At 56.3% G+C, this 24,367-nt stretch carries 19 protein-coding genes and 1 pseudogene; 8 read left to right on the plus strand and 12 right to left on the minus strand.

Annotated features, from left to right (window positions below):
* Nucleotides 1–2 precede the first annotated feature (2 nt).
* From K6K13_RS00285 to K6K13_RS00300, 4 genes are all read left to right on the plus strand, one after another.
* Nucleotides 3–980 (plus strand): ABC transporter permease, encoded by a 978-nt coding sequence (locus K6K13_RS00285; protein WP_222159050.1) that lies wholly within the window; start codon nucleotides 3–5, stop codon nucleotides 978–980.
* Nucleotides 980–1,813 carry an ABC transporter permease gene (locus K6K13_RS00290; RefSeq protein ID WP_222159051.1) on the plus strand — a complete coding sequence of 278 codons (834 nt, stop codon included), beginning with the start codon at nucleotides 980–982 and terminating at the stop codon, nucleotides 1,811–1,813. The genes K6K13_RS00285 and K6K13_RS00290 overlap by 1 nt, the downstream gene beginning before the upstream one ends.
* Nucleotides 1,810–3,426, plus strand: coding sequence for an ABC transporter ATP-binding protein (locus K6K13_RS00295; RefSeq protein WP_222159052.1), 1,617 nt, complete (start codon nucleotides 1,810–1,812; stop codon nucleotides 3,424–3,426). The genes K6K13_RS00290 and K6K13_RS00295 overlap by 4 nt, the downstream gene beginning before the upstream one ends.
* A 103-nt stretch (nucleotides 3,427–3,529) precedes the next feature.
* Nucleotides 3,530–3,934 carry a YybH family protein gene (locus K6K13_RS00300; protein ID WP_222159053.1) on the plus strand — a complete coding sequence of 135 codons (405 nt, stop codon included), beginning with the start codon at nucleotides 3,530–3,532 and terminating at the stop codon, nucleotides 3,932–3,934.
* Nucleotides 3,935–4,040: 106 nt separating this feature from the next.
* On the opposite strand, the gene K6K13_RS00305 is transcribed toward K6K13_RS00300, so the two are convergent.
* Nucleotides 4,041–4,805, minus strand: coding sequence for a type 1 glutamine amidotransferase domain-containing protein (locus K6K13_RS00305; protein WP_222159054.1), 765 nt, complete (start codon nucleotides 4,803–4,805; stop codon nucleotides 4,041–4,043).
* 172 nt (nucleotides 4,806–4,977) lie between these two features.
* Here K6K13_RS00305 and K6K13_RS00310 point away from each other — a divergent pair, with 172 nt between their 5' ends.
* Both K6K13_RS00310 and K6K13_RS00315 read left to right on the plus strand, forming a co-directional pair.
* Entirely contained in the window at nucleotides 4,978–5,880 is a 903-nt protein-coding gene (locus tag K6K13_RS00310) for a LysR substrate-binding domain-containing protein (protein ID WP_222159055.1), read from the plus strand.
* A 63-nt stretch (nucleotides 5,881–5,943) separates the two neighbouring features.
* Nucleotides 5,944–6,864 carry a bifunctional helix-turn-helix transcriptional regulator/GNAT family N-acetyltransferase gene (locus K6K13_RS00315; RefSeq protein ID WP_222159056.1) on the plus strand — a complete coding sequence of 307 codons (921 nt, stop codon included), beginning with the start codon at nucleotides 5,944–5,946 and terminating at the stop codon, nucleotides 6,862–6,864.
* A gap of 160 nt (nucleotides 6,865–7,024) precedes the next feature.
* Here the strand turns inward: K6K13_RS00315 and eamB are convergent, their stop codons facing one another.
* On the minus strand, nucleotides 7,025–7,612 hold the full coding sequence (eamB, locus tag K6K13_RS00320) for a cysteine/O-acetylserine transporter (RefSeq protein WP_222159057.1): 588 nt from the start codon (nucleotides 7,610–7,612) through the stop codon (nucleotides 7,025–7,027).
* Nucleotides 7,613–7,717: 105 nt separating this feature from the next.
* Between eamB and K6K13_RS00325 the strand changes: the two genes are divergently transcribed.
* The gene (locus tag K6K13_RS00325) at nucleotides 7,718–8,593 is read left to right on the plus strand and encodes a LysR family transcriptional regulator (protein WP_222159058.1); all 876 of its coding nucleotides are present in this window, start codon (nucleotides 7,718–7,720) and stop codon (nucleotides 8,591–8,593) included.
* 66 nt (nucleotides 8,594–8,659) lie between these two features.
* On the opposite strand, the gene K6K13_RS00330 is transcribed toward K6K13_RS00325, so the two are convergent.
* Nucleotides 8,660–9,220, minus strand: coding sequence for a nucleotidyltransferase family protein (locus K6K13_RS00330; protein ID WP_222160910.1), 561 nt, complete (start codon nucleotides 9,218–9,220; stop codon nucleotides 8,660–8,662).
* Nucleotides 9,221–9,413: 193 nt separating this feature from the next.
* Between K6K13_RS00330 and K6K13_RS00335 the strand changes: the two genes are divergently transcribed.
* On the plus strand, nucleotides 9,414–9,995 hold the full coding sequence (locus K6K13_RS00335) for a DJ-1/PfpI family protein (RefSeq protein ID WP_222159059.1): 582 nt from the start codon (nucleotides 9,414–9,416) through the stop codon (nucleotides 9,993–9,995).
* Between the two features lie 62 nt (nucleotides 9,996–10,057).
* Here K6K13_RS00335 and ahpF read toward each other — a convergent pair whose 3' ends face one another.
* The 9 genes and pseudogenes from ahpF to bcsQ all read right to left on the minus strand — a co-directional run bounded on the left by ahpF (nucleotide 10,058) and on the right by bcsQ (nucleotide 24,364).
* Nucleotides 10,058–11,617, minus strand: a complete 1,560-nt coding sequence (gene ahpF / locus K6K13_RS00340) for an alkyl hydroperoxide reductase subunit F (protein ID WP_222159060.1) — start codon at nucleotides 11,615–11,617, stop codon at nucleotides 10,058–10,060.
* A 206-nt stretch (nucleotides 11,618–11,823) separates the two neighbouring features.
* Entirely contained in the window at nucleotides 11,824–12,387 is a 564-nt protein-coding gene (ahpC, locus tag K6K13_RS00345) for an alkyl hydroperoxide reductase subunit C (protein WP_222159061.1), read from the minus strand.
* A 94-nt stretch (nucleotides 12,388–12,481) separates the two neighbouring features.
* Complete coding sequence (locus K6K13_RS00350; RefSeq protein WP_222159062.1) at nucleotides 12,482–12,895, minus strand: HEAT repeat domain-containing protein; 414 nt, start codon at nucleotides 12,893–12,895, stop codon at nucleotides 12,482–12,484.
* A 120-nt stretch (nucleotides 12,896–13,015) separates the two neighbouring features.
* Nucleotides 13,016–14,146: a saccharopine dehydrogenase family protein gene (locus K6K13_RS00355; protein WP_222159063.1), complete on the minus strand. Its 1,131-nt coding sequence runs from the start codon at nucleotides 14,144–14,146 to the stop codon at nucleotides 13,016–13,018.
* A 35-nt stretch (nucleotides 14,147–14,181) separates the two neighbouring features.
* The gene (gene bcsC, locus K6K13_RS00360; protein WP_222159064.1) at nucleotides 14,182–17,670 is read right to left on the minus strand and encodes a cellulose synthase complex outer membrane protein BcsC; all 3,489 of its coding nucleotides are present in this window, start codon (nucleotides 17,668–17,670) and stop codon (nucleotides 14,182–14,184) included.
* Nucleotides 17,594–18,721, minus strand: coding sequence for a cellulose synthase complex periplasmic endoglucanase BcsZ (gene bcsZ / locus K6K13_RS00365; RefSeq protein WP_222159065.1), 1,128 nt, complete (start codon nucleotides 18,719–18,721; stop codon nucleotides 17,594–17,596). The genes bcsC and bcsZ overlap by 77 nt, the downstream gene beginning before the upstream one ends.
* A 3-nt stretch (nucleotides 18,722–18,724) precedes the next feature.
* Nucleotides 18,725–20,977 (minus strand): cellulose biosynthesis cyclic di-GMP-binding regulatory protein BcsB, encoded by a 2,253-nt coding sequence (bcsB, locus tag K6K13_RS00370; protein WP_222160911.1) that lies wholly within the window; start codon nucleotides 20,975–20,977, stop codon nucleotides 18,725–18,727.
* Between the two features lie 55 nt (nucleotides 20,978–21,032).
* A pseudogene (gene bcsA, locus K6K13_RS00375) lies at nucleotides 21,033–23,627 on the minus strand (UDP-forming cellulose synthase catalytic subunit).
* Nucleotides 23,624–24,364 carry a cellulose biosynthesis protein BcsQ gene (bcsQ, locus tag K6K13_RS00380; protein WP_222159066.1) on the minus strand — a complete coding sequence of 247 codons (741 nt, stop codon included), beginning with the start codon at nucleotides 24,362–24,364 and terminating at the stop codon, nucleotides 23,624–23,626. The pseudogene bcsA and the gene bcsQ overlap by 4 nt, the downstream one beginning before the upstream one ends.
* Nucleotides 24,365–24,367: the final 3 nt, after the last annotated feature.

Raw genomic sequence — 24,367 nt, forward strand, 5'->3', positions numbered from 1 at the left:
CGATGAGGCTGTTACTGCTGAGCGGTCGCCGCTTGGCAGCAGCGCTACCTGCGCTGCTGTTGATTCTGGCCGGATTGTTTCTGCTGCTGCAACTGGCACCGGGCGATACCGTTGATGCGTTGGTGGCACAGGTCGGCGGTGCCGATCCCACCATGATTGAGGAACTGCGCCGCTACTATGCGCTCGACCAGTCTACCTCGGTGCGGCTGTGGGACTACCTGTGGCGATTGGCGCACCTCGATCTCGGGCAGTCGGCCATTTACGGCAAACCAGTCGCCAGTGTGATTGCTGAGCGTCTGCCGGTGACGCTGTTGCTAATGGGTACTTCGCTCGCCTTTGCCATCCCGGTCGGGATGGTGCTGGGCATTGTGTCCGCGCGTCGGGTTAACCGCTGGCAGGATACGGTGATCTCCCTGCTGGGCCTGCTCTGCTATGCCACGCCCTCATTCTGGTTCGGGCTGATGGGCGTTTTTCTGTTTTCCATCTACCTCGACTGGCTCCCTTCCGGTGGGTTTGAAACTATCGCCAGTGGGCTGACGGGCTGGGCCAGAGTGCTGGATATCGCCCACCATCTGGTGCTGCCGACGTTAACGCTGGCACTGATTTTTCTGACGATCTATTTGCGCATTATGCGTGCATCGATGCTGGAAGTGTCGACGCTGGATTTTGTGCGCACCGCCCGCGCCAAGGGGGTGCCGGAGACACGCATTGTGGTGCGCCACGTGCTGCGTAATGCGCTGTTGCCGCTGGTGACGCTGATTGGGTTGCAAACCGGCACCATGCTGGGCGGCTCGGTGGTGGTAGAGAGCGTATTCGCGCTGCCGGGGCTGGGGCGATTGGCCTATGAATCGGTAATGCAGCGTGACTTGAATACCCTGCTCGGCATCGTGTTTGTCTCTGCGCTGTTAGTGATAGCAATCAATTTTCTGGTGGACCTGCTGTATGCCCGGTTGGACCCCCGTATTGCAGGTGAAGGCTGATGGTGAACTTTTTTAAACGCTACGCGCGCAGCCCGAGCGCGTTGTTTGGCTTGATCTTGCTGGTGCTGGTGATCGGCATGGCGCTCTCTGCGGGCTGGTTCTTCCCGGCCGATCCGCTGCGCCTGGCCGGGCGTCCGTTACAGTGGCCGTTGCACAACGCCCGCTTTCTGTTAGGCACGGACCATACCGGGCGCGATATTGCCGCGCAGATCTTCCACGGTGCGCGCGTGTCACTCACCATTGGCGTGGTGGCGACGGCCATCGCGATTGCCATTGGCATCGTGGTAGGTGCATTGGCCGGTTTTTACGGCGGCGTGGTAGATGACATGCTGATGCGCCTGACCGAAGCGTTTCAAATCCTGCCTAACTTCTTGTTGCTGCTGGTGTTGGTGGCGGTGTTTGGTTCTACGCTGTCGACGGTGATTCTGGCGATTGGCGTGGTCTCCTGGCCGCCTGCGGCACGGCTAACGCGGGCTGAGTTTCTGTCACTGCGCCACCGCGAGTTCGTGCAGGCGGTGCGCTCATTGGGGATGCGTGACATGCCCATCGTGTTTCGGGAAATTTTGCCTAACGCGCTGCCGCCAATTGTGGTGTATGCCAGTGTGATCATGGCGGTGGCGATTCTCTTGGAGAGCGCGCTGGCGTTCCTGAACTTGTCCGATCCCAACGTGCCCTCATGGGGCAACCTGATTGGTGGCGGACGCAGTGTCTTACGGCAGGAGTGGTATGTTTCTGCCATTCCCGGTGTGGCTATCTTATTGACCGTGCTCGCTGTCTCCATGGTGGGGCAAGGGCTGAATGATGCATTGAATCCAAGGCTGAGAAACCGATGAGCGTACTGTTATCCATTAATCATCTCAGCGTGGCGTTGCCGCAGGATGCCGATCGCCCCTGGGCATTACGCGACCTGTCGCTGGACTTACGCTATAACGAAATTCTGTGCGTGGTGGGTGAGAGCGGATCGGGCAAATCCATGACCGCCAGCGCCATCATGGGGTTGCTGCCGGAGCGGGTACAACCGACGCAGGGCAGCATTACCTTTGAAGGGCGTGACCTGTTGCAACTGACGCAAGAAGAGCTCCGGCAGTGGCGCGGTGCGCGCATCGGCATGATTTTTCAGGATCCGATGACGGCGCTTAATCCGCTGCACCGGGTGGGTGACCAAATTGCCGAAATGTTCCTTATCCATCGGCCCAAACTGACCAGGCAGGACGTGGATGCGCGCGTGCTGCGTTTGTTGGAAGATGTGCATATTCCTGACCCGACCGCCACGGTGCGTGCCTATCCGCACCAGCTTTCTGGTGGCCAACGCCAGCGCGTGATGATCGCGATGGCACTGGCGCTCGAACCGTTGGTGCTGATTGCGGATGAACCGACGACCGCGCTGGATGTGACCACACAGGCACAGATTCTGCGCCTGATTCGCGAGTTGCAGCAGCGGCGCGGTACCTCAGTGCTGTTCATTACCCACGATTTCGGCGTGGTGGCTGATATTGCCGATCGCGTGGCGGTGATGCGCCACGGTGAACTGGTGGAACAAGGCCCAGCGGCGCAGGTGTTGTATGCACCGCGCCATGAATATACCCGTTCGCTGATTGCCGCCGTGCCGTCGCTGCATCCGGCACTGCCGCGCCCGACGCAAGAGCAGCCCGCGTTGCTCACCTTGAAAAACATCAATAAAACCTTCCGCGAGCCGGGGCTGTTTCGTCGTCGCCAGCGGCAGGTGGCTGCGGTGCAGGATGTCAGCCTGACGCTGCCACAGGGCAGCACGCTGGGCATTGTCGGTGAAAGCGGCTCCGGTAAATCGACGCTGGCGCGCTGCATCGTGCGGTTATATCAGCCGGATTCCGGCGAAATTCACTTTGATGGGCACGATCTGGCCCAATTGAAATCCCGTGCGCTGCGTGAACAGAGTCGCGATATTCAGATGGTGTTTCAGGACCCGTTTGCCTCACTGAACCCGCGCCAAACGGTGGGCGAGATCGCTGCCAAAGGATTGTTGATTCGCGGTGTGCCGCGCGCGCAGGCGCTGGAGAAGGTCAAAGCCCTGTTTGCGTTGGTGGGGCTGGATGCTGGCGCGATACACCGTTATCCTCATGAATTCTCCGGCGGTCAGCGCCAGCGCATTGGCTTGGCGCGCGCACTGGCGGTGGAACCGAAGATTCTGGTGGCTGATGAACCGGTATCGGCGTTAGACGTCTCAGTGCAAGCGCAGGTGCTGGCGCTGCTAGCGGATTTGCGGCAACGCCTGGGTTTGTCGCTGATTTTTATCACCCACGATCTGCGTGTGGCAGCGCAAGTGTGCGATCGCATTATCGTGATGAAATCCGGCAAGATTGTGGAGCAAGGGCCGACCTATCAGGTGTATCAGCAGCCGCAGCATGCCTATACCCGGCAACTGCTGGAGGCGATTCCGGGGCGTGAGTGGCAGGTGTCGGCGGCGTGATAGCGCACAATACCTATGCGTTGAGAGGAATAACCGGATCTGATCATGCGGGTGACTTGGTGATAGAGTAAACACAGACAGTCACTTAGCAGGATAAATTTGCATGCACTCACATCCGTTACGCCACATCATTGAATCCTGTGATGTGGCAATCTCCAAGAGAGATTTTGACTCACTGATGGATCACTATTCTGAAGACGCCGCGCTGGTGGTGAAGCCAGGCATGATCGTGAAAGGAAAAGAGAATATCAGGAAAGCCTTTATTGCCATCTCTGATTACTTTCAGGATCAACTTGTCGTGCAACAGGGCGAAATGCAGGTGATTGAAGGTGGCGGAAATGCGCTGGTTATTATGGAGACCTTGCTGCGTTTTCCCGACGGACAAGGCGGGACGGTAGAGACAACGCGCCGTGCTACCTATGTCTTTCGCCAGGAAAGCGATAACCGTTGGCTGTGCACCATCGACAACTCTTACGGTACCGATCTCTTGAATGCGGAGATCGTCTAAAGCGGTTGCTTAAATCGCTACGGGGAGTACCGCTGCTTTCGTCTCCCGGTATTGCCGAAAGGTAATGCATCAGGCAATAACGCCTGATGCACACCTGAATCGCTTGTCACGCTTTATTTTGCAGCGCGCTGACGACCGCCTCGCCCAGTGCTTTGGCAGAGGCCGGATTTTGCCCGGTGATCAGCCTCCCATCAACGACCACGTTATTTTCAAAAATAGGGGCTTCCTCGAAAATCGCACCGTCCTTTTTCAACGCCGCTTCCAGCTCAAACGGAACAATCTTGTCATAGTGACGAGACGCCTCTTCTTCAGCGGTAAACCCGGTAATATGACGACCTTTGATTAACCGATCACCATTGCTGAGTTTCACATTCAGCAACCCGGCCGGGCCGTGACAAACTGCGCTGATAATCTTGTTGTTTTCATACAGGGTTTTGACCAGGTTAATTAACTGGGGATTATTCACAAAATCCCACATTGGGCCATGCCCGCCGACCAGCAGGATGGCGGCGTATTTTTCCGGCTCAACCTTATCCAGTGAGAGGGTGTTGGCTAACTTGTTACGGTGTTCTGCACTGGTCCAGAAATCAAGCGTTGCTCGATCTTTCAGATCGAATCCATCGAAAGGTGGTAGCCCACCTTTGGGGCTGGCAATATCGTAATCCACCCCGGCTTTATCAAAAACGTCAACCGGATGCGTTAATTCCGGAAACCAAAATCCCCCCACCAGTGACGGCGTTTTTTTATCGAGGCTTGATACCACAATAAGCACCTTATCCGCCTTCTGATGACTTTGCGCAAAGGCGACGGATGACGTGACAAGTAGGAATAGGGCGGCGCTAACGCTTGCGCAGAATTTGGACATCGACATAGCAAACCTCTTCAGTAAGTGGGGTATGGCTGACTCTATCTGAAAGGACGGGGGGTAAAAAGACGGTACAAAGCGGACATGGTGTTTAAAAAAACGATGTAATCTTTTCCCGTTACCATGGATAAATTAGGTAATCTACAGTGAATCGATAGCGATACGGGTAGAGGGTGATATGAGAAAGACCGACAGCTTTGACGGCCTGGCGGAATTCCTGGCGATCGCAAAGCGACTCAGTGTGCGTAAAGCCGCTCTCGATTTAGGGATGACGCCGGGGGCTGTGAGCCTGGCTCTCCAGCGGTTGGAGCAGCGTCTGGGTGTGCTGCTTTTCCATCGTACCACGCGCAAGATGTCGCTCACCGAGTCCGGTCAGCAGTTGCTTGAACGCATACAACCCGCTGCACAAGCGATTACCTCCAGTTTTGAAGACATCGCGCAATCATCACAAAAGCCCTCAGGGACGTTGAAACTGATTGTTGAACGCCTTGCCATTCCCCATGTGATAGAGCCCCTGTTACCCGCCTTCCGTCAGGCATGGCCAAACCTGAATATTGATATTACGGTGAGCAATCGCCACGGAAATTTTATTTCAGAGGGCTATGATGCCGGTATTATGATCGGCTCGTACATTGAACAAGATATGATTGCGATACGGCTTTCTCCGCCGTTTAAGTGGGCCGTTTTTGGATCGCCTGAGTATTTCAGTAAGCATGGAAAACCCCACGTCACCAGCGATCTGGCGCAGCATGAATGTATTCGCTTTCGCCGCCCTGAAAAAGGGGATATTTATCGCTGGGAGTTTATCAATAATAAAGAGCTGATAAGAATTGAGCCAACGGGTTTAATTACGGTCAATGACGGTGAGTTGATGCGCAGCCTTGCCGTTAAGGGCGTGGGGTTAATCTATTCATCAACGTTTCATACTTCACGCGAACTGGCAAACGGCACGCTTGACGCCGCACTTCTCGATTTTTCCCCCGGACATGACGGTCTCTTCCTCTATTTTTCGAAGGCCTCAAGAAATCAACCTAAATTGCGTGCTTTTATCGACGTCTGTTCAAAAATAATAAAAAAATGAATGATGACCGGGGTGAGTGAATGTTCAGCCATGATACACAGTCATTCAAGGCAGGCCACGTTGATGAAAAAAAATGAAGTACGCCAGTTCCGTGCAGCGTTGCGCGAAATGGTCAGAGAGCTGGGGATGCTCAGCCGTAAAAGCAGCGGAACGGCGTTATCTCCCCTGCAGAGCCACATATTGATTGAGCTGAACAGTAAGCCTTCCGGTGCAACCGAGCTGGCTGTACGGCTCTGCGTTGAAAAGGCCAGCATGAGCCGTGCGCTTCGAAGCCTGATGGAGGCGGGGTATCTGCTGAGGGAACATGACGATCAGGATGGTAGAGCGTCAACCTTCCGGTTGAGCGAAACCGGGCAACAGCGGCTGTTATTCCTGGAAGAGAATGCTGACCGGTTCACTGAGGAAGCCCTCGCTTCATCCGCAGAGCAAGAGGTCGCGGACTTTTTGGAAACTATCACGCGATTCTCTGGCAGTTTGCGCAACGCACGCCGCCAGCGTGAAGCGGGAATGCGATTCCGGTCCATTGAGGCCAGAGACAATGCGGCTATCGCGGCGATCATCCGCAACAGCTTTCGGGATAATAAAATCGACCATCTGGAGGGCGTCAGCCTCCACGATCCAGAGCTTGAGCGGTTAAGCGAGGTGTATAGCCAGCCCGGCACCGGATACTGGGTTGCCGAGGCTAATGGCGAGATTATCGGAGGCGCTGGAATCGCACCGCTTGCCGGTGAGGAAGGAACGTGTGAAATGCAGAAGCTCTATTTCAGCCGTGACGTTAAAGGCATGGGGATGGGCAGGCGTATGATTGCCTTTATCATTGCACAGGCCGCTGACATGGGGTACCGCGCCTGCTATCTCGAAACGCTCGACGAACTGAAGGATGCCGTTCGACTCTATGAAGCGTTCGGGTTTCGTCATCTTCCGGAAAGGCTGGGCAATACCGGCCATAACAGCTGCGGCATCTGCATGCTGAGGACGCTGTGACCGGGCAACCTCTCTGCTATAGGTTGTAGGATGGGGCGAAATGATTCCGCGCGATATCGCCCATGCAGGTCATGGGCATGACTCGGTTTGAGTCAAAGGTGGCAGAACCCACATGTAATCAATGTGGGACAGACTGTAAGGCTGGGCAATGTAGAATGCGTCAGAAAAACATCCGGGCGGCACAGTAAACCAGCAACAGGGCCAGCACCAGATTGACCCCCTGACCATGCCTGCGGAAAAGCGACTGGAACAGATGCCCCGCCAGCGCCCAGACCAGATTTCCCACACAGCCAATCACCGCCAAAAGGATGCTGACCGCCGTTACCCAAAAAATATCCTGTGTATAGGGTAAAACGAATGCTGACAAGGCGATGATACCGTAAAGAATGATCTTAACGTTGGCAAATTGCAGCCAAAAACTTACCCAAAAACTGAGCGGGTGCCCGCTACCGTTTGATGTGGTTGGCGAATGGGAAGCGATACGCCATGCCAGCCAGAGGATATATCCCGCACCGATCCAAACCAGCCATCGGGTTAATGAAGGAAGCAGGCTAATCAGCGTAAAGGTAAACGCACCGCAGGCAAGCATAAGCACCAGAAACCCCGCGCTCATGCCCATAAACACGCGAATACTGCGGCGCAGGCCATACTGATTTACCGAGCTAAGCGCCAGGATATTGTTGAGTCCGGGGGTCAATGCGGTAATCAATGTGTAGGTTAAAAACCCACTGATAATGGTTGATGTCACTTGTGATCTCCTTAGTCCTGCCGCATATTATCCGTCCAGGAACATTCAAAAAAGCGAATGTTTTCAATATCAGATTTTCAATATTTCGATATGTTCGGGGGCTGTATGGATCTGCGTCGCTTCATTACCTTTAAAACGGTGGTTGAGGAAGGTTCCTTTGCGCAAGCCGCCCGGAAACTGTGCTGTACCCAATCGACCATTACTTTTCAGATCCAGCAGCTAGAACAGGAACTGGCGTATCCGGTTTTTGAGAAAGTGGGTCGCCGTATGGTATTAACACCCGCCGGGAAATTACTGCTGCCAAGGGTGAGGGAGCTGACGCGTGTACTGGACGGGATCCGTCAGATTTCTTCCCGCGAGGAAGATATCGCCGGGGATTTGCGGATCATGGTAGGGGAAACGCTGCTGGCCTATAAAATGCCGGACGTTCTCAGGTTATTCAGGGAAAAAGCGCCAAAAGTTCGCCTGTCGCTTCAGTCGGTCAACTGCTATGTGATTCGTGATTCTCTGCTGGCTGACCATACAGATCTGGGCATTTTCTATCGCGTCGGGAATGATGATGCGCTGCACATGGAATACTTCGGGCAGCAGGAGCTGGTGCTGGTTGCATCCCCGCAGCTTCAGCACGTCGATTTTACGCAAAGGGAGCAGCACATTCCGGTCAGCTTCATTATCAATGAGCCTCAGTGTGTGTTCAGACAAATTTTTGAGTCTGCGCTTCGCGAGAGAAAGATAACGCTTGAGAACACCATTGAACTCTGGAGCATCGAGAGCATAAAGCAATGTGTGGCCAGCAATCTGGGGATTTCGTTTTTGCCACGTTTCAGTGTGTTGCGGGAACTGGCGTCGGGCGAGTTGCAGGAGCTGCCGTTTTCCGAGACTCCGCCATCGATTACTGCGCTTTGTGCCTATCATGCAGGCAGAACGGTGAGCCCTGCGATGAACATGTTCATTGACTGCATGCACCAGTGTCTGGATTAAAAGATCGGCCTCAACCGTCAATCAGTAATGAGAAAATAATGATAATTCCGCATTCACCTGTTGTGATTAGGCGGGAACGATCAACTGCAACAGGGGATAACGCGCCATCCACCGTTTGGCAACGATGCGTTGCCTGAAAACCGCTAACTTTTCATGCTCAAAGGGCGGCGTCGGTCGCAGACGCAGTTCAAACAGATCGTCGAGCCCATAGGGCGCAAGAATCTCAATAACATGGTTATCTCCCACTCTGGCGGCGACAGCCGTTGCGGTCTCAGGCCAATACCGCAGCGCATTTTCTGTTGAGTGATAGGGATTATTGCCGTTACGTTGATGCATTCTGGCTTGATTCTTCACCGACCAGTCGAATTCAGGCGCTTGTCGATCCAGCTTCTCTTCCAGGTCGCGATCGTAAGCCGGGTCATCACGTTCGGCATCGAACCAGACAACATCCACATCACCAGAGACCGGCCTTTGCCCATACCCGTGCCGGTGATCCCACACGGCATCCCGCACAAATCCAGCGCCGATCCAGCCATCACGCAGTGCTAACGCCCGCGCGGCGTGCAGCGCCTTCATTCTGATCGGGTCGTTTAATAATAACTGCTGCAATGCTTGCTGATACGCCATCATTCTTTCTGTCGTGACCTCATTGTTATCTTAGCGTGGAACCCATCAATCCCACCTTTTGGTGCCAAGCGTGGACATACCTTGCATCATAGGGTGTAAATCAGCAGAAAATAAGTCATCTCATACCGTGGTTGTTTTGAACTGCTCGTCTATTTATACTGTTTTTATATACAGACATAACGGACGTCATGGGATGAAGAAGGTTATCTTATTCCTCTGCCAAGGTTTAGAAGAGTATGAAGCGAGTGTGTTTGCAGACGTTATGGGTTGGACGACAACTTACGGATTAGAACCAATAGAATTAGTAACCGTTGGTATACGTGAAAAAGTTAAATGTGCCTGGAATTTCACTATTGAACCGCAATATCAACTGCATGAAATTGATGAAAATAGCTTTGATGCCATCGTGATACCTGGAGGATTGAGTCGAGCTGGTTTCTATGATGATGCTTTCGATGAGCGGCTGCTTGATGTAATTCGCAAGTTTGATTCCAAAAATAAAATTATCGCTTCTGTCTGTGTTGGTGCGTTATCAATAGCAAAGAGTGGTGTTCTTCAAGGAAGAAATGGCACGACGTATCATCTGAGCAGCAAGCGTCAAAAACAATTAGTAGAGATGGGTGTCAATGTAATTCAACAACCCATTGTCGTAGACGTCAATATCATTACTTCGCAGAGCCCGGCAACGGCAATTAATGTTGCTTTTACTTTAGTCGAAAGGCTGACGTCTAAAGCGAATGTTGCACGAATAAAAGAAGGCATGGGATTTGAATAACCTTCGAGAAGAACAGGCGAGTATTCGTGCACAAAGTATTGCACGGTACTCGCCAATGCGCGTTACGCGGTCCGAATCAAATAATCAAACGCACTCAGCGAGGCTTTCGCTCCTTCACCGGTGGCGATGATGATTTGTTTATAAGGTACGGTGGTGCAGTCACCGGCGGCAAACACGCCTTTAACGGTGGTTTCGCATTTGGCATCGATGATGATTTCGCCCATGCGGTTGCGTTCCACGCTGCCTTCCAGCCATTGGGTATTCGGCAGTAAACCGATCTGCACGAAGATCCCTTCCAGCACCAGTGAATGTTGCGTATCGTCGACACGGTTAAGGTAGCTCAGGCCCGTGACTTTCTGTCCGTCGCCTTTCACTTCCGTGGTCTGTGCGTTAAGAATGATGTCTACGTTTGGCAGGCTGCGCACTTTGGCTTGCAATACTGAGTCCGCTTTCAGCTCGGGGGCAAATTCGAGCAGGGTGACGTGCTTCACCACGCCCGCCAGGTCGATAGCCGCTTCCACGCCGGAATTGCCACCGCCAATCACGGCAACATGCTTGCCTTTGAATAACGGGCCATCGCAGTGTGGGCAATAGGTCACCCCACGCGTGCGGTACTGATCTTCGCCGGGCACGTTCATGTTGCGCCAGCGTGCGCCGGTAGCAAGGATGATGCTGCGTGCTTTCAGCGTCGCGCCAGAGGCGGTTTCAATCTGGTGCAGTTCACCGGGCGCTTTGGCCGGGATCAGCTTGCTGGCCGTTTGCAGGTCAATCACATCCACATCGTAGTCATCAACGTGGCTTTTCAGCGCGGTAGCCAGTTTGGCACCTTCGGTTTTCGGCACCGAGATGTAGTTTTCGATATCCACGGTATCCAGCACCTGGCCGCCAAAGCGCTCGCCCATCAGGCCAGTGCGGATGCCTTTACGCGCGGAATACACGGCAGCCGCTGCGCCTGCTGGGCCGCTGCCAATAATCAGCACATCGTAAGCGTCACGCGCATTGAGCTTGGCCGCTTGTTTGTCACTGGCACCGGTGTCGAGCTTCGCGATGATTTCACCCAGGCTCATGCGGCCCTGGCTGAAGTGTTCACCGTTCAGGAATACCGTGGGCACGCCCATCACGTTGCGGTCCTGCACTTCCTGTTGGAAGACGCCGCCATCAATCGCGTTGTGGGTAATGTTGGGATTCAGGATCGCCATCAGGTTCAGTGCCTGAACCACGTCCGGGCAGTTATGGCACGACAGCGAATAGAAGGTTTCAAAATGGAAGCTGCCGTCAATGTCGCGCACCTGTTCCAGCAGTTCCTGCGCCTCTTTCGCCGGATGGCCGCCGGTTTGCAGCAGTGCCAGCACCAGCGAAGTAAATTCGTGGCCCATCGGTGAGCCCGCAAAACGCGGACCGCTGTTCGAGCCGGGGTTGGTTATCTGAAATGAGGGCTTACGTTCGGCGCTGGCGCTATCTTCTTTGAAGGTCACCTGCGGCGATAAGCTGGCGATATCCGTCAGTAGCGTGCGAATTTCAGCGGATTTGGCCGAGTCGTCCAGCGTGGCGATTAACTCGACAGGTTTGGTTAATTTTTCCAGATAGGCGGCTAACTGGTTTTTCAGATTGTTGTCGAGCATGGGTCATCCTTACGTGGTGCGACAAAGCGGGGAATTAAGATTGCTGACAAACCCTTTTAGGCGAGTCCGTGTTTCCCGGTGAATCACGACGAGGGGCGCTCCGGCGGCTTACGCCGCTACGACCCCATCGCCGCACTTCACCGAACAGCGTGCGCTGTCAGCAGTCAGAAATTGGGTACAACGCACCCAATTGCAACGGGCAAAAATCAGATCTTGCCAACGAGGTCCAGAGACGGTGCCAGCGTGGCTTCGCCTTCCTTCCATTTGGCTGGGCACACTTCGCCAGGGTGAGAGGCAACGTACTGTGCTGCTTTCACTTTGCGCAGCAGGTCAGAGGCGTCACGGCCAATGCCTTCGGCGGTGATTTCTACGGCCTGGATGATGCCTTGCGGGTCAACGATAAAGGTTCCGCGATCTGCCAGACCTTGGTCTTCACGCATGTTTTCAAAGTTACGCGTCAGTTGGCCTGTCGGGTCACCGATCATGGTGTATTGGATTTTAGCGATGGTATCAGAGCTGCTGTGCCAGGCTTTGTGCGTGAAATGGGTGTCGGTAGACACGGAGTAGATTTCTACGCCCAGTTTCTTGAATTCTGCATAGTGGTCAGCCACGTCGCCCAGTTCGGTCGGGCAAACGAAGGTAAAGTCAGCCGGATAGAAGAAGAACACGCTCCATTTGCCTTCGATGTCCCTTTCGGTGACTTCGACAAATTTTCCGTCTTTGAATGCTTGGTTTTTAAAAGGTTTGACTTGCGTGTTAATGACAGACATCACGTTATCCTCATGTGTTGGTATGAGGCATAAGGTACAAAAGTGTGATCGTTATCGCTAATGCGTTGTCTTTATCGAATCAATAAGTCATACCTTACAACGCGCTGGCGATATCGCGTCGATTGGCGATAAACGCGTTGGCAGCCGCCTGCACCCGCTCATCTTCGCTGTGCTGTGCAAGGTGAGTGATATAGCGCAGATCGCTCTCATCGATGTGCATCAATCCTAATGCGCCGATAGCATGAATCTGAATCTCCGCGTTCGGCGTGCGTATCAGATGATACAACGCTTTCTTGGTGGCATTGTCGTTACTATGGCCTTTGAACAGGCTGGTGACATTCATCGCTTCTTTACGCAGCGACGTCTCTTGTGTTTTGTCGAGGGCGATGCACAGAAAGAAGTCGCGTAACTCTGCGTCAAGGTTCTGATTAAAACGGCGCAGATAGGCGATCTGCTCTTTGGAGGAAAGGGCAAGGTATTCACTGATGATCTTTTCACTTCTACGCATTATCACACCCGTTGCCATAGGTTTTTCTTATTGATTTTGACGCACGCATCCCGAGGTGGTTTGCGTAACGCGCCATCCTATCCGTTTTTGTGCTGAAGCGGTAAGGAAAGTGTGGCTTGTTTACTCTGTGAGAGAGGTGACACGAGAAGATAACGTCAGCGTCGTGTGGTGCAAATCGTCGAAAAACCGTTCCGGTTCAACGATCATCGCCTGATGGTGCAAGCCGGGGGGGAATGGCGGATCGCTCAGCCATTGGCGAATGCAGGCAATCGTGGGCAGTACGGTCATCAAATAAGGGTCGCTACCGGAGAGAGAAAGCGTCATGCTGACGTTATCCTTCGCGACGCGCCCTTCTGCCATCAGGGTGATTTCCAACTGATGGGGCGGTGGGGAAGAGGCGTAGTGCGTTAACATATGGCGCAAGGTGCGCAGCGCCAGCGTGCGTGCCCCGCAGCGTGTTAACATCACGATAGCGGGCAGCAGCAGCCAGTCGCACAGCGGGGAAAAACCGGCAATGTAAAAGTTGGCGCGCTGCAACGTGGGTATCGCGGCGATAAGCGCCTGCATTTCTCCTAGCGGCATCGGCGTACAGGCTTTTTGTCCAATGGGCACCGCAAACGTAAACCTTGGCAGTGCAAACAGGTTGAGCCGACGGCGGCGTCCTTGTGCCCAGATATGCATATCAAAGGCGGTGAATTCGTCGAGCGCCTCGGCAAGGGTGGCGTCTGATAGCGAACCGGCTTGCCAGTCGATACGCAGTGCGGCATAGATTTCTGCCTGCGTCAGCGTATCCATGCGGTTCGCGGCCCAGCGCGCCATGGCGGCTGGCAGGCCGGGATGAAAACCGCCATCGGTGATAAAGCAGCGCCCCTGTTGCGTCATCGCGGGTGCCAGCGCCGTCAACGCCTGCCATTTAGCGGGGGTGGAGAGCATGATATCCAGCCAGTCAGCCCCAATCTCGAGCACCAGTGCGGCGAGCGGCGCGGTGTGTTCGCCCAGCGCCGCCGTGACGACCACCAACTGCGTGCCCGCCAGCACGGCGTGCATACGCGGCAGATCGCTTAAATCGGCGCAGGCGGTGTGGGCCAGAGTACGCCCGGCCTGATGGTTTATCTGCTCACACAGCGCCGCCAGCGGGGCGTCACGTCGGCCGACCAGCAATAGCTCGGCGCGATCGTCAAGCTCGGGGGCTAACTGCTGTGCCAGCAGGCGGCCAGCGTTGCCCACTGCCCCTAAAATGGCGATGCGCATCATCCCTCCTGCGCCGGCCTTAGCGGCGTTGCGCGCTATTTAAAATCCGAATACGGTGTGGGTGGTTGCGGCGGGCTGTCGAGACTTCCTTGCCAACCCGCGAATGAGTAACGCAAATAGAGCATGCCGTGGCTCGGCGTGTAGTCTTTTGCTTCCTGAATATCGATGGCGGCACCCAGCGTCCAGTGCGACGTGAGGCGACGTTCGATCAGGGCGCACAGCGTGTAGCCGACCCCTGTGCTGCTGCTGCCGGTTTCCATGCGATCCCGTTCATAGGTGGTTAATCCGGCGCTGCTGACCAGACTGCCTAACGGATAGCGGCGCTGATTTTTGGTCTTGGCATAAGACCAGGAGACGGTGCCGCCCAATTCCCATGACCAGTTTTCGGTGCGCTGGCGGTAATTGATGGGAAGCCCAAACGAGACATACTGTTGCGGGCTGTAATAGCCCCCTTGTCCGAGGGAATAGCCGCTGAGATCTTTCTGATAGCTCCACCACATGGTGTTCGCCCCGACGGTGAGGCGGCGATCGTCTTCATTGATAAGCTTATAGTAGTAACCGGCCATGGCGCGGGCGCGATGGTTATCCGCCACATTTTTCCCGGTGATCTGGTGGAAGCCTAAATCGCTCCATACGCCGTGTGCTTCACCGCGATCGTAGCTGAGTCCCAGGCTGGCACCGGTAGCGCGTACGCCACCCCATGTTGTGCCGGTGATGGGATCCTTGGCACCGCCGAAGGCCAGCAGTGAGCTGGAGATGGGGCGACGCGACGCTGTGGCCGTCCAGCCCAACTGTTGCCAGTCGCCGCTGTAGCTGACGCCGCCGACCACGTCTACCACGTCGAACCCGATGGGCGTGGTGCCGATATCTGTCGTCCAGCGATCGTTCTTCCAGCCTGCGGCGACGCCAGTGCCCGAGGTTTTTTGCGTTCTGCCGCTGTAGCAGTCCAGGGTGGCACAGGTGCCAAACACCTCGCGGAATGCGCCGTTGCTGTTGGTGTTAAAGCGTCCCGCATTCATTGAAATGGTATCGGTGCGCACGAAGCCACGACCCTGATAGAGCGGAAAATCGACTTGCAGTATCGTGTCGTGGGCTTTCAGGTTGGAGATACCGTTTGTGCCGCTGGAGCGCCAGTAATCGTGGCCGAGAGTCACGTTGATGTCCTGCTGCCGATACTGGTCGGCCGCATCGGCACGAATGCTGCGTTGCAGCCAGTCATCACTCTGCTGCGGACGCGTCAAACGGGTGTAGCTGTCGTTATCCTGTGGCGATGTGCTGCTGATGCCGCTGGCAACCATCGCCTGGCGGTAATCGGCCTGCGCCGCGGCGGATTGTCCCTGCTCTGTTTCCAAACGTGCCGCATCGCGGTAGATCCACGCTTTAATCTGACTGGGTGGGGCCTTCTGCGCGCTGGTTTTTGCGGCTTGCAGCGTCTGGTTGGCTAACGGCACGTTGCCGACGGCATACCAGGCATTGGCGACACGGCGCTGAGTATTGAGCGAACTGTCATCGGCTATTTTTAGCGTTTGCAAACGCTGCCGGGCCTCATCGCGCTGTCCGATGGTGATTAACGCGTCCACTTCCCCTAGCTGGGCATCGGCATTTTGCCCATCCTGCGCCAGCACCTTACGGTAGCGTGCCAGCGCATCGGCGGCGTTGCCTCGTTGCAGCGCCCAGTCTGCCAACATCAACGAAATGCGGGTATTGGCGGGCTGCTGTTGCAGGTAGCTGACGGCACCGGTTTCATTGCCAGCGTCATACAGCGCCTGAGCATGTACCAGCGTGCGCTCCGTAGTGAGCCGCTGCGCCAGCTCTCGCATATTGTCGTTCCACTGCGCCTCGGGCAGCGTGTGCAAATGCGTTAGTGCCTGTGTTTCGCGTTCGGTCGCGGACAGATAGAGTGCGTAAGCATAAGCGCGTTCAGGGCTGGCGGGAGGCGTATTTGCCATCCGCTGCATGATGTCATCGGCCTGTGCATTCTGGTTGAGCTGACGCAGCACCTGCGCGTAGTGATAGGGCAACCAGATATCATCGGCGGCAGGCTGATAGACCTGCCGGTAAGCCTCTGCCGCCTCGGGCCATTTCCCCTGCTCCGCCAACTGGTCGGCTTGCTGGGTGGTGATGTCGCGCTTGAGGGCGGTCAACGTCTCTTGCAGCGGTCGCTGTTGGGTGGCCGGTAGGTTATTGATATAGGCGAGTGCCGCCTGTGGCGATTGACGGCCATAAAGGGCGGCCATACCGCGGATCGCACCGCCGTTAGCGGGTTCACGTTGTAATGCCTGCTGATAAAAACGTTTGGCAGCGGTATCGTTATGACGGGCCGCCGCCACATCCCCCAAGCCACTCAGGGCGTAGCCATCGTTGTTGTCCACCTGCTGCGCCTGCTGGTAGTGCTGTTTGGCCTGCGCCAGATTATTGGCTTTCAGTGCGCGATCGCCGGCATCAATTTCCAACCAGTAGCGGGTGCTTTTGATGAGCACATCCCATTTGTCACCGTTTTCCTTATTGATGTCGGCCGTTTTCGCTTGCTCAAACAGGGCCAGTGCCTTGGCGCGATCGCCGTTGCGCATCGCGGCCATGCCCAGTGCTCCAATCAGGTTGGGATCGTCAGGGGTTTCGGCCAATGCCTTACTCAAATCCGCGATGGTCGCGCTGCCACTGGCGCCTTGCTCGACGCTTGCCAGTCCGCGCAGCCGCGCTTGATAGGCGGGATCGTCCAGCATCTTTTGCTGGCGCTCCCGCTCCTGCTGCGCGCCAACTGCGCTGGGATCGTCTGCGAAAACCGTGAGAAAACGGTTAAGTTGCGCGATGCTTTGCGGCGACACCGTCATGCGTTTAACCATTTCCATCCACATACCCGCTGCCTGACCGCGTCCAACCGGATCATCTGCCAGTTTTTGCAGGATCGCGTAGCCTTCGGCATCGCGATCCTGACTGAACAGGCGGCGCGCCAGCGTCAGCCGTAAATTGACGTTACCGGGGTAGCGTTTATCCAACGCTTCCAGTTGCTGAATTGCCACAGGCTCCTGTCCCGGCAGGCGCGCGACCAGACGCCAGTATTCAACGGCCAGATCGAGCGTCGGCGGCTCGCCGTGGAACAGTTCATCGTAGGCTTTCTTCGCCTCTTCATAACGCCCGGCGGTGGCTTGTAACCGCGCCTGTTCCAACTTCTGACGCGTGTCCTGTTGGGTGAGGGCCAGCATCATCGCGGACTGTCGGTACTGCTCGGAATCTGGCGCAACGCTGTGCAGCTTTTCCAGATGCTGCCGTGCCTGCGCCTGATCGCCCTGACGCAGCGCCAATCGCAGCTGCGCGGCGATCACGTCCGGGCTATCGGGGTCAATCAGCGTCAGTCGTGCCAGGGATTGCCGCACCAGATCGTCACGGTATCGGCCCCCGCCGTGAGCGGCATCATCGTCAGGCCTAATGAAAATAATCCAGCGCCGATTATGGTGAAGTTGCGCATCGCTTATCCCAGGAAGGTAAAAGTTCACCCTGTTGATTGAATCGGTAACGCTGTTCATCCCATCCCTGACCAAACAGCGTCAAAGAAGCAGAAAAATAGGCGTTGTTGTCCGGTGGTGCGTCGTGCAAGCGTTGGCGCTGCATATCGCGTGCCGTCGGATTGGCGGCCAACAGCGGCAGCAGCGCGGCGGAGAACCCCACCGAGCCTGTGCCTTGCGCTTTCCCGGTTGCAGTATTGACCTGCTCGGGCGGCGTGCCCGATTGCGCTGTCAGGACCGCCATCGGCTGAAAATGGGCGACCAGCGCGGCATGCTCTTCGCTCTCTGATGCCAACATGGCTGCCCACAGGTAGACGCGAATGGCATCATAACTGCCGATATTGGGTTTGGTTTCATCCGCTTGCCAACCCAGCTGCTGGTTCCAAACCACCCAATCGGGTGAAAAACCGTGGGGGGCACTCTCTTTTAGCAGCCTCAGGTTCACCGCCCGCATCGCTTTCCACGGACCGTTTAGCGTAGAGAAACGCGCCAGTAATTGGGGCGGCTGGTAGCTGGGGTTCAGTCGCCACCGGTCGCCGTGCACGAACCCGACTTTACCCGGCAGCAGCATTACGCCCAGACCGGGAATATCGGCCACTTCTTCGTGGGCGATGCGTTGCAACAGCAGCGTGCCGAGCGTCAGAAAGCGACGGCTTTGCCACAGCCGCCCGGCTTCCAGCAGGTTGTAGGCAATCCACAAATCGGCATCGGAGGCGGAATTGGGATCTAAGATGCCCCAAGGCGAATTATCGACTTGCGGTATCTTTTTGCCCCATTGCCAGGCGGGAAGGTGGGCGCTGAGATCGCCGGAGGCCAGATTGTTTTCGGTCCATTGCAGCAGTTTCTCAAACATCGCCCGATCATTGGCCACCAGCGCGAAAAACAGGCCGTAGCTCTGCCCTTCGGACGTGGTGATCTGACTGGGGGTCGACGGGTCGATAACGCGCCCTTCCGCACTGATGTAATCACGTTGGTACTGCTCCCACGCAGGCCAGTGACAGACGCCTGTGGCGGCCACGGCGTGACCGCCCAGCAGCAGCGTCAACAACAGCGCACGCCACAGCATACCCATCGGTTAATCCTTCTCGTCAGCCGAGAGGCGACGACGGCTGAGCACTTTCAGGCCGCGCCACAGCAACCAGGCGAAAATGATCGTGACCAGGGTGGACATGCCGGCCAGCCAGAGCGGGTGCAGCGCCAAGGCGTGCCAGACGCGTTCCCACCATGGCAGATGGCCCACATAGTACATATCCCCCACGCGCAAGCTGCTAACACCCGACTCGCGGATGACGGCCGCTGAGCCGAAAACGGTGGCGCGTTTGGTGCTGTCGATCAGCGCATTGTTGAGCAGGGTATAGCCCTGCGGGCTGTCTGCCAGCAACGCGACAATGCTGCGCTGGGAAAAATAGGGGGACTGTGTGCCAATAAGGGTGGCCATGGCGGTTTCGGCGCGAATGTCGGTTCTGCTGTCCGGTCTGCCATCCGTTTTGGGCGAGCCTTCATCCGGCAGCGCGGTTTGTCGTACCGGCAGCTTGACCCAACTCTTTGTGGTTTCAGTCAGCAGCCCGACTTTGGCTTCGTCGCGCAGCGATTCAGGCAGTGAACCGATCAACAGAATGTCTTTATCCACCTGACTGAGCTGTGCCGGGTCGTTGGTCAGCTGCAGCGCTAACGCCGGATAGCCGGTTTGCGCACCGATGTTACCGACGGCATTAAGCAGCGCGCTGACTTGTTCCGCATGGGGGGCTTTATCAATCAGCGTCACGGTTTGTGATAAGTCGGCCAACCGACTGAAGGGGAAACCGGCATTGGCGAAGGCGCGCAGGTCCGGCATCGCCATAAAATGGCGGTAACCGGAGAAGTTGATGGTGGAGTTGCCGTCGATAACTGCATGGTTCTCGATGGGGGCGATAGTTTCGCAGCGATCCGACGAGATATTGCTGGTGGTGACGGTGGCATAATCAAAGTCAAAACGCAGTTCGTTGACGGTGCCCAGTTTCAGCGCCGGAATGGACAGGTTTTTATCCGAATCCAGCAGCCCTTGGGTAATCGGCAGCCGCAGTACCAGCGCATTTTTCTCGCGCTCGGGGACCAGATTAAAGGCCTGAACAAACTGGTTGTTCAGATTGACGGCCAGACGCGATCCATCCAGCGTGCGCGGCGCGGTATAGCGATATTTCAGGTGCATATCGATACCTTTACTGCGGATCAGGAACAGGTCTGGCGGCAAATTCAGCGTCATCATCAGCGGGTCGGGATCGATACCGCTGCTCTGCAATTGCTCTGGGTACTGTTGCAATTCGGCAAAGGTCATCGGGCGATCGGTACGGATCCAGTTCGGGGCATCGTAGGGTTGGCGCGGTGCCAGTTGCTCAACGCGATCGACGCTGACATTTTGCCCACGGAACAGGATGTTACCTTGTGCGATCCCTTTAACGGCGGTGATCAGGTCGTTGTCATCGCGGCCCTGCACCAGCAACAGCTTAACGTAAGGGTTCTGCGGATGGCTGATGACCTCCACCGTCGGGCCATCGACCGGCGGGTAGTCGCGCAGGAAATCCGGGCGCTGCGCATTGGTGGCGAACACCACCGCGTGGCTGTCGGGCAGTTGGTTGAACAGCGCCGGGAAGGACTGACCGCGCCACTGTGCGCGGGCACCGAACCAAGACGCGAGGATCGCAGCAGCCTGCTGCTGTCCCAGATCGGGTTGCTGATTAAACACCATCGGCAGCGTAAGCGGCCGGTTGTCGCGGGCATCAAAGAACGGGATCGGGAATGATGACAGATCGTTTTTCAGCGGCAGTTTTTGCATCTGCAAATTGAGCGAGCTGGCCTGGCTGATATTCAGCCACAGGTTACTGCTGGATGGGTCTTGGCATATGTTGTTGTAATGCCCGACAAATTCCAGTCGCACGCGGTTAAAGTCGGTGATATAGCGCGGGTCCAGCGGCAGGGTTGTCCGCGTTGGTTGGCCTACTTGCTCTTTGGTGATGGTAATCACGCCCATCAACACCTCGTTGAGATAAACCTTGAGATGTGACTCGACCGGCGTCAATGCCGGTGAGGGGGTAAACTCCAACTGTAGCGCCGCTTGCGTCACCACTTCATCGTGACGCACGCCAAACTGGATATAGCCGACAGGGGACGTTCCCCGCAATGCGACGCTGCCCGGCGCAGGTGCCAGTTGCTTAAACGGCAACTGCTGGTTGGCTACGGGGGCGGCCGCAGCATTGTTGGTCTGCGTGAGCGACAGGGCTGTGGTTTCAGCCTGAGATAACGGCACCATGCCCAGAGCCAGAGCGGTAAACCAGGTTATTTTTTTTGTCATCATGTCATCATCACGGTTAAGGGCCGTGCTGGCCGTTGTATTTAGCTGCGTCTTTTTACGCCTGTTCCGTTGGTACAAATGCCGGGGGTGGCCCGACATAGCGCGGGATAAAGGAGACACACCAGGCGATGGCAGAGGTAAAGGCGACGAACACGCCGCGAATCAGCGGCGGAGCGTAATCCGCCATGCGCAAATAGCCCCTGAACCCTAATGCCAATACGTCCCCCAGGCTTTCCATCGGCTTGTCTTCCGGAAAACTGTCCTGCCACAGCGCCCAGGTGTCGGCGCGTGCAAAGGTACACTGAATAAAATCGATGTGCTGCTGTGTCGAAAGGTTGACCATCTTCAGGCCAATCTTGTTGCCAAAAGCGCGAGTGACCTCAAACGGGAAGGCATACTCTTGCGGGCCGCGATTCAGCAGCAGCGATCCTTTGTCACCCTCTTTTAACCGCCCATCGGCATGCATTTCGATGCCGACGCCACCGTCTGAATAGTCGCGTAGCGTGCAGGCGTAATGGAATCCGTCTGCGCGCAGAATGGCGGCCGGGAGGGCGATTTCCACACGGTGCGACTGGCGCACCTGCTTGGCCTCTACGGAAACCGCGACGGCACCGCCGAGGATCGTCATGTTATAGGCCACCCATACCAGACTGATGATCACCGTCATCACTTCTTCTGGCGGGCCATACACCATGCGCCAGGCACCGAAGGCTAAACCAAACAGATTGAGCACCACCAGAAACAGGTATGGGCGAGTGATTATCCAGTCGACGTGTACATCCTCGACCAGTCCGCCTTTGGCAGTAACGTTAAACTTGCCTTTGTGCGGGTTGAACAGCGCTACTGTGGTAGGCCACGCGATATACCACGCCAGCACGGTTTCATACACTTCACTCCAGAACGAGTGGCGATAGCGTCCCTGAATACGTGAGTTGGTCAGGCTGGAATGGATCATGTGCGGCAGCACGTACAGCGCGATGGCGAGTGCCGGTGCATAGATGATGTAAGCGTGCAGCAGCAGAAAGGCCAACGGGGCGGTCAGAAAAATCAGACGCGGAATGCCGGACAGAAAGTGCAGCATCGCGTTGGCATAACAGAGACGCTGCCCGAGTTTCAGCCCTTTGCCGAACAGCGGATTGTCCAGACGGAAAATCTGTACCATGCCGCGCGCCCAGCGGATACGCTGGCCAATGTGCGCCGACAGGCTTTCGGTGGCAAGCCCGGCGGCCTGCGGGATACGGATATAGGCCGAGGTGTGGCCGCGCCGGTGTAAACGCAGTGAGGTGTGTGCATCTTCAGTCACGGTTTCCACGGCGATGCCGCCCACTTCATCCAGCGCGGTGCGGCGCAGAATGGCACACGAGCCGCAGAAAAAGGTGGCATCCCACATGTCGTTGCCGTCCTGCACCAGCCCGTAGAACAACGTGCCTTCATTCGGCGTGCGGCGGAAGCGGCCCAGATTGCGTTAGAACGGATCCGGTGAGAAGAAGTGGTGCGGCGTTTGCAGCATGCCCAGCTTGCGGTCTCTGAGGAACCAGCCCATGGTGAGTTGCAGGAATGAGCGCGTCGGTACGTGGTCACAGTCAAAGATCGCGACAAACTCGCCGTGCGCCTGCTTCAGTGCATGGTTGATATTGCCCGCTTTGGCGTGTTCATGCGTCGGGCGTGCGATGTAATGTATGCCGACGCTGTCGGCAAACGCCTTAAACGCTTTACGATTGCCATCGTCGAGCAGGTAGATATTGATTTTATCTTTCGGCCAGTCGATCCCCAATGCCGCGTAAAGTGTGGGTTTGACTACGCTCATCGGTTCATTGTAGGTCGGCACCATAATGTCGATGGTGGGCCATTCCCGGCTGTCTTCAGGCAGTGCCGTTGGCTGACGGTTGAGTGGCCAAAGGGTTTGGAAGAAGCCGAGCACCAATACTATCCAGGCGTAGGTTTCTGCCAGCAGCAACAGCAAACCACAGATCAGACTGAGTGGATCGTCCCAGTTGAGGGTAGAGGTATAACGCCACCACAGGTAGCGGCTGGAGACGGTTAGCGACAGCACGATCATCATCAGTGTCGGCAGCCGTCCCGGCACCCGACGCACCAACATGGCAATGCCCCACAGCAGCAGCATAAACACAAACTGCGCCAGCAGATCGAGTGGTTGGGTAATACACAATATCGCCAGCGCCGTAGTAGCAAGGGCGAGAAGAATCAGCAACAGCGTTTCCAGCGACGAGATGGGCGGTTTCTTCGTCTCCACAGACGTATCTTGGGTACCCAAGCGCTGCGGCAGTTGCTGCATCATATTGAGATAGCGCTGACGCCAGCGCGGCAGTGCCGAAAACCGGTTACGCCGGGCAGCGGGGATTTGCCCGTTACGCACCACTAACAGCCATAGCCCCTGTGCCAAATAACGCAAAGGATCGGCGGGACGAGGGCGATGCGGTGAAATATGGGGAAACCAGAAGGCACGTTGGCTACGAATCCGCTGCCAACTGGGTGACTCAAGACGCAAAAACGTCCAGGCCAGCACCGATAACAGCGTGCCCATGCCCGCCGTGAACAGCGTGGCCCCCTGTTTGAGATAGTCACGGTAGCGTTGGCGTATCGCCGAATAGGCTGGGGGCACCAGCAGCAGATTGAGCACAGTGCTCATGGCGCCTCCGCTGTCAGGTTGATCAGGCACCAGCTGGCTAATGTCAGCATCTCTTCGGCGGCGAGGCTTTGTGGGCTGTGCTCTCCGGTGGCCAGTTTGCTGGCGAGGGCTTCGGCGACCGCTTCATCGCGGTGGATGACCAATGGCAGCAGGTTAGGCAGGGTGTGCAGCCACAGGTGATGCAGATCTTGCTGTAATGTGCTGATAGTGGCGAATTGGTTCACTAAAAAATGGCAGTCAGCGGGCAGCGGTTGCTGGTGCAAACGGATATGACAATTGGCGTCCGGCACAATAACGGTAAACACGCGGTCTGCCTGCGCCAATGCTTGCTGAACCGCCAGCGTGGCAGGCCCGGCGGGCAGATCGAGCAACACCCATCGGTAGCGGCCAAGCCCGGCGAGATGGCGCAGATTATCACGCCAAAAAGAAGGCACGTGTTGCAGGCGTAGGGCCAGTGTTTCATGCTCTTCTGAGGCGAGGGTGCCAAAGGGGATAAACGCCAGTTTGGGCAGATACTGCATGGCACCCCGGTGCCAAGCGTCGCCGTCCAACTCGGCACGTGCCCAGCCACGCGAGCTAGACGCTGGCATATTGAAATGAAAGCGCAGCAGGTTGTCCGGTGAGAAATCGATAGCCAGCACCGGTTCGCCAAGCTGCTCCAGCGCCCAGGCCAAGCCTGCCGTCAACGACGTTGTGCCAACGCCGCCACGAATCCCCTGCATTGCAATCACCGGCATGCC

This window comes from Symbiopectobacterium purcellii, from assembly GCF_019797845.1.
Taxonomy (GTDB): Bacteria; Pseudomonadota; Gammaproteobacteria; order Enterobacterales; family Enterobacteriaceae; genus Symbiopectobacterium; species Symbiopectobacterium purcellii.